Annotated in this window: 6 protein-coding genes; 2 read left to right on the forward strand and 4 right to left on the reverse strand. The window is 73.9% G+C overall.

Annotation, left to right across the window (positions count from 1 at the left end; all coding sequences use genetic code 11):
- Nucleotides 1-625, forward strand: a 625-nt coding sequence (locus GRC12_RS42345; protein WP_244374618.1) for a peptidoglycan recognition protein family protein, incomplete at its 5' end; no start/stop codon positions are given.
- Between the two features lies 1 nt (nt 626).
- Here the strand turns inward: GRC12_RS42345 and GRC12_RS42350 are convergent.
- The gene (locus tag GRC12_RS42350) at nt 627-1,754 is read right to left on the reverse strand and encodes a lipid II:glycine glycyltransferase FemX (RefSeq protein ID WP_208785767.1); all 1,128 of its coding nucleotides are present in this window, start codon (nt 1,752-1,754) and stop codon (nt 627-629) included.
- Nucleotides 1,755-1,846: 92 nt separating this feature from the next.
- On the opposite strand from GRC12_RS42350, the gene GRC12_RS42355 reads away from it, so the two are divergent.
- Nucleotides 1,847-2,092: a hypothetical protein gene (locus GRC12_RS42355; RefSeq protein ID WP_208785768.1), complete on the forward strand. Its 246-nt coding sequence runs from the start codon at nt 1,847-1,849 to the stop codon at nt 2,090-2,092.
- Nucleotides 2,093-2,122: 30 nt separating this feature from the next.
- On the opposite strand, the gene GRC12_RS42360 is transcribed toward GRC12_RS42355, so the two are convergent.
- From GRC12_RS42360 to GRC12_RS42370, 3 genes are all read right to left on the reverse strand, one after another.
- Entirely contained in the window at nt 2,123-2,662 is a 540-nt protein-coding gene (locus GRC12_RS42360; RefSeq protein WP_208785769.1) for a carboxymuconolactone decarboxylase family protein, read from the reverse strand.
- A gap of 34 nt (nt 2,663-2,696) precedes the next feature.
- Entirely contained in the window at nt 2,697-3,215 is a 519-nt protein-coding gene (locus GRC12_RS42365; protein WP_208785772.1) for a DUF4240 domain-containing protein, read from the reverse strand.
- Between the two features lie 56 nt (nt 3,216-3,271).
- Nucleotides 3,272-4,073, reverse strand: an 802-nt coding sequence (locus GRC12_RS42370; protein ID WP_208785770.1) for a helix-turn-helix transcriptional regulator, incomplete at its 5' end; no start/stop codon positions are given.

Genomic DNA, 4,073 nt, shown 5'->3' on the forward strand with positions numbered 1-4,073 from the left:
CGCCCACTCCGCGCCGAAGCCCCGTATCGTGCCGCGCTCGGCCTGGCTGGACGACCTGGCCCGGCATGCGCAGCCGCCCCCGCGCTACGACGACAAGGTCCTCGCGGTCTTCGTCCACCACACCGACTCGCCCAACGGCTACGACTGCGCCGACGCGCCCCGCATCATCCGCTACCTCTACGCGGGCCAGACCGGCGCCCGGAACTGGGACGACATCGGCTACAACTTCCTCGTCGACCGGTGCGGCACCATCTACGAGGGCCGCGCGGGCGGCACGGACCGCGCCGTCACCGGCGCCCACACCCAGGGCTTCAACCACCGCACGGCCGGCATCGCCGCCCTCGGCACCTTCACCGCCGGCGTCCCCGTGCCCCCGGCCATGGCCGAGGCCATCGCCGCCCTCGCCGCCTGGAAGCTGGGCCTGTCCGACATCGACCCCCGCGCCCGGGTACGGCTCACCTCCAGCAACAGCCTCAGCCGCTTCCGCGCCGGCACCACGGCCACCCTCCCGGCCCTGGCCGGCCACAAGGACGCCTACATGACCAGCTGCCCCGGCGCCTCCCTCGTCGCCCGCCTCCCGGAGATCAGGGAGCGGGCCGCGCGGCTGCAGGGCCGGACCGGGTAGCTCACCGGCGCCCGAGACAGGCGTTCAACGCCCGCTGCAGCACCTTCCCCTGACTCCCCACGGGCAGCTCCCACTCCCCGAGGTACTCCACGGCCCGGCCGCCCGCACCCGTCTTGAAGCGCAGCCGGCCCAGCAACCGGTCCTCCGTGAGCACCGGCGTGATGGACCGCAGGTCGTAGACGTCGGCGCCCGCGGCCCGCGCGTCGCACAGCATTCGCCACAACAGCAGGCTGCTGGGCCGCAGTTCACGCCCCCGGCGACCGGAGGCCGCGTACGAGTGCCAGGACCGGGGGCCCGCGTTGATCATGAGCGCGGCGGAGAGGACCTCGCCGTCGTACTCGGCGAGATACAGCCGCAGCCGGTCGTCGTCCTCGGCGTTGAGCGCCTTCCACATCCGCCCGAAGTAGTCCAGGGGGCGGGCCTTGAAGCCGTCGTGGGCGGCCGTCCGGGTGTACAGGCGGTGGAAGTCCGGCAGATCGACGGCCGCACCCCAGACGACCCGCACACCCGCCAGTTCGGCCGTGCGCAGCGACTGCTCGAAGTGCGGGGCGAGTCCGGCGCGCAGTTCGTCCGACGTCCGCCCGGCCAGCGGTACATGGCAGCCGTAGCGCGGCTGACCGACCCCGAAGCCGCCCTCGTCCCCCTCCGCGCACCGCCGCCACCCGAGCCGCCCCAGCCGCTCGGCGACGTCCAGCGCGTAGCCGTCCACACCGTCGGGGGCGAGGTCGCGCAGATGCCGTGCGTCGGGATCGGCGATGCCCGCCGCCACGGTCGCCGGTTCCCAGTGGCGCACCACGAGCGGGGGACCGATCCGCACGGAGAACGCGCCGCGCCGCTCCACGTGGGCGAGCAGCGGGTCGAGTCGGCGTTCCAGACGCGGGGCGCGCCAGTCGATCGCCGGGCCGTCGGGGAGGTAGGCGAGGAAGCGCCGGGTGCCGGGCAGCGGCCGGTACAGCACGAGCGCGGCCGCGACCAGCGCCCCGTCCTCGAACCAGCCGACGCTCTCCGCCAGCCAGTCGGGTTTCACATCGCCCCACTCCGGTATCTGCAGATGGCTCGCGTCGGGGTGCGTGCGGAGGTGGGCCAGGTGGTCCGCGCGGCTGATCTCCCTCACGTGGGGGCTGCTCATGGGGCCTCACAGGTTTCTCGTAGCCGCCTCACCGATCCCCCCGAGGTGGCCTCCCTATGGTCATGCACACGCACTGACTGGAGGTGGGGAAAATGAACAGCAGCCACACGAACATCACGAAAACCCCGAACGCCGGGGAGAGGGCGGCCGGTCGAGGCCGGCTGGGCCGTGGTCCCTGGGCCGCCCTCTGCGCCGCCGCGGCCGTCGTCCTCGGCCCGGCCGCCGTCACCGCCTCCGCCCTCGACCAGGCCAACGCGGCCCCCATGCACCACGCCGTCAGGGCCGACCAGACGCAGGCGTACATCCCCTCTGACACCGCCCGCCGCCGCGCGGCCTGACCCGTGAGCGGTCCCCGTCGCCCTTCCCCGTTACGCGTCCCCGTCGCCCGACAGCCCGAGGAACCGCTCGCCGGACGGGTCGACGTCCACCCCGAGCCCGTTCATCAGGCCCGCCAGCATCACGTAGTAGCCGACCGTCGTGACCACTTCGACGACCTGCCGGTCGGTGAAGCGGGCCCGCAGCGCCGCCAGGGTCTCCTCGGCGAGGGTGTGCCGGGAGACCAGCTCGAAGGCCGCACCGATCGCCGCCGACTCCGCCGCGTCGAACTCCGCGCCGCTCGCCCGTCGTTCCGCGATCGCCGCCAGTTGTTCGGGGGTCACCCCGTAGTGCAGCGCGACCGGGCCGTGCTGGACCGCCTCGTACTCGCACTCCGTGCCGGCCGCCACCGCCAGGATCACCAGCTCCCGCAGCCGGGCGGACAGCGTGGACTCGCCGAGCACGGCCATGCCCAGGTCGATCGTGGGGCCGGTCAGCGGCGGGGCGTGGGAGAGCATGCGGAAGGCGTTGAGCGGTACGGGAAGCCTGGCGACGGCGTCGGCGTCGCGCTCCGGGTACGGGATCCGGGCCATGGCCCCCTCACAGTCCGTGTCTCGGTGGTGGACGTCAGCCCCGGAAACGCTCCCACAACTTGGGATACCGCTCCGCCAGCACCCGTTCGTTCTCGAAGTCGAGCGGTGCGCCCGCCGGTTCGGGGGCGGCGGGCGCGATGCCGAGGTCGGGGGCGACGGTACCGGTGAGCTGCTGGTAGGCGTCGTCGGCCGCGTACCCCAGCTCCTCGCCGTCGCCGTCGAGTTCCTCGTCGAAGTCGTCCAGGAGGTCGGCCAGCGCGTCGGGATGGTGCACGGCGCCCTCGTACACCTCCCGCCCCTGACCGATCAGCCAGCAGCGGAAGAAGTCGAACGCGTCGTCGCTGGCGCCGTCGAGCAGCACCCAGGCAGCCCCCCACAGGTCCCAGGTGTACGCGCGGTTGTAGCGGGCCTCGAAATGACGGGCGAAGTCGAGGACCATGTCGGGTTCCAGCTGGAGCAGCCGTTCCACCAGCAGGTCGGCCTGCTCCTCGGGGTCGCCCTCGGCGGCCTCGCGGGTGGCGTCCACCAGCTCCCAGAACTCCGTCTCGTCCATCACGGGTCCAGCATCGGCCCTGGGCGGGTGGGGCGCACGTGGAGTGCGGCGGATTGTTATGTCCCGTACAGAGCGGCGAGCCGGGCCGCGTCCCGCGCGAAGCGCTCGCGCAGCCGCGGCGGCGCGAGCACCTCCACCTCCGGGCCCAGCCCCGCCAGCTGGCCGTGCGCGACCTCCTCGGACTCCACCGGCAGGGTCACCCTCACCCACCCGTCCTCGCCCGGGTCACCGGCCTGTTCGAGCGCCTCCCGCGCGGCCTGCGGATCGACGGCGTACGGCAGCGCCCGCACCCCGGCCGCCGACAGCCGTACGACGACCTCGGCGCGCAGGATCGACCGCGCGAACCGCACGGCGTGCGCCGACCAGAAGCCGGGCAGGTCGAAGGTCTCGTCCCGGGTGAAGCGGGCGCTGTCGGGCACGACGGAGGTGAACCGGTCGAGGCGGTAGGTGCGATGGGCGGCGGTGTCCGGAACACGGGCGCACAGGTACCAGACGCCCGCCTTCAGCACGAGCCCGTACGGCTCCAGGCACCGCTCCACCTCGCCCTCCCCGCGCCGGTAGCGGGCGGTGAGCCGGCGGTCCTCCCACACGGCCTCGGCGATCACCGGCAGCAGCTCGGGCGTCTCCGGCTCCCGGAACCAGGCGGGCGCGTCCAGATGGAACCGCTGGGCCGCGCTGCGGGAGGCGTCCCGCAGGGACGGCAGCAGCGCCGCCGACACCTTCAGCCGCGCGGCGGAGGCGGCGTCCTCCAGCCCCATCTCGCGCAGCGCCCCCGGCACCCCGCTCAGGAACAACGCCTCGGCCTCACCGCGCGCCAGCCCCGTCAGCCGCGTCCGGTACCCGCCGACGAGCCGGTAC

The organism is Streptomyces griseorubiginosus, from assembly GCF_017614965.1.
In the GTDB taxonomy this organism is placed as follows: domain Bacteria; phylum Actinomycetota; class Actinomycetes; order Streptomycetales; family Streptomycetaceae; genus Streptomyces; species Streptomyces griseorubiginosus_B.